General features: G+C 68.9%; 1 protein-coding gene. It reads left to right on the top strand.

Annotated features, from left to right (window positions below):
• The coding region (locus tag G3N99_RS41040; protein WP_206125289.1) for an ATP-binding cassette domain-containing protein at positions 1–498 on the top strand (498 nt) is incomplete at both ends.

Here is a 498-nt window from a genome sequence, read left to right as displayed (position 1 = left end):
CTCGTCGCGCTGCGGCGCCGTACCGGCATGGTGTTCCAGCATTTCAACCTGCTGTCCGCGAAGACGGTGTTCGAGAACGTCGCGCTGCCGCTGAAGATCGCCGGCGTGCCGAAGGCCGAGCGCGTGCGCAAGGTCGAGGCGCTGCTCGAACTCGTCGGGCTCGCCGCGAAGCGCGACGCGTATCCGGCCAGCCTGTCGGGCGGGCAGAAGCAGCGCGTCGGCATTGCCCGTGCGCTCGTGCACGATCCCGAAGTGCTGCTGTGCGACGAGGCGACGTCGGCGCTCGATCCCGAGACGACGCAGTCGATCCTCGCGCTGCTCGCCGACATCAACCATCGCCTCGGGCTGACGATCGTGCTGATCACGCACGAGATGGAAGTGATCCGCGCGGTGTGCGACACGGTCGCGGTGATCGAACAGGGCGAAGTCGTCGAAACGGGCCCCGTGTGGCGCGTGTTCGGCGATCCGCGCCACGGCGCGACGCGCGCGCTGCTCAGA

This window comes from Burkholderia sp. Ac-20392 (genome assembly GCF_017104585.1).
In the GTDB taxonomy this organism is placed as follows: Bacteria; Pseudomonadota; Gammaproteobacteria; order Burkholderiales; family Burkholderiaceae; genus Burkholderia; species Burkholderia lata.
This window is presented reverse-complemented; position numbering and strand designations above follow the sequence as displayed.